Below are 611 nucleotides of genomic sequence, written 5' to 3'. Positions count from 1 at the left end.
GGTTATGACGGTGGCTACAGCCAGCTCACCGCGTTTATCCGTGCCTGGCGAGGGGGACAGGGCAAGGCGTCGCAGGCCTTTGTGCCGCTGACCTTTGCTCTTGGCGAGGCGTTTCAGTTTGACTGGAGCGAGGAAGGCTTGCTGGTCGGCGGCATTTACCGGCGTATGCAGGTGGCACATCTGAAGCTGTGTGCCAGCCGTGCGTTCTGGCTTGTGGCGTATCCGAGCCAGGGCCATGAGATGTTATTTGACGCCCATACACGCTCGTTCGGCGCCTTGGGCGGCGTGCCGCGCCGGGGCATCTACGACAACATGAAGACCGCCGTCGACAAGGTCAATAAGGGCAAAGGCCGGGCGGTGAATGCACGCTTTGCGGTGATGTGCGCGCATTACCTGTTCGATCCGGACTTCTGCAACGTCGCCGCTGGTTGGGAAAAGGGCATCGTTGAAAAGAACGTGCAAGACAGCCGCAGGCGTATCTGGCTAGACGCCCAGGACTGTCAGTTTCACTCCGTCGAGGAACTCAATGCCTGGCTGGGCCAGCGCTGCCGCGCGCTTTGGAACGAGCTGACGCACCCTCAATACAGCGGGCTGAGTGTGGCCGAAGTGCT

Annotated in this window: 1 pseudogene; it reads left to right on the top strand. The window is 61.0% G+C overall.

Annotation, left to right across the window (positions count from 1 at the left end):
• Window positions 1-611: pseudogene (gene istA / locus AAEZ08_RS22755) on the top strand (IS21-like element ISPst3 family transposase); the annotation flags it as partial.

The organism is Pseudomonas sp. E45-MNA-CIBAN-0222 (assembly GCF_040310405.1).
Lineage (GTDB): Bacteria > Pseudomonadota > Gammaproteobacteria > Pseudomonadales > Pseudomonadaceae > Stutzerimonas > Stutzerimonas stutzeri_AC.
The sequence above is the reverse complement of the archived record's forward strand: the minus strand, read 5'-3'. Positions and strand labels throughout refer to the sequence as shown.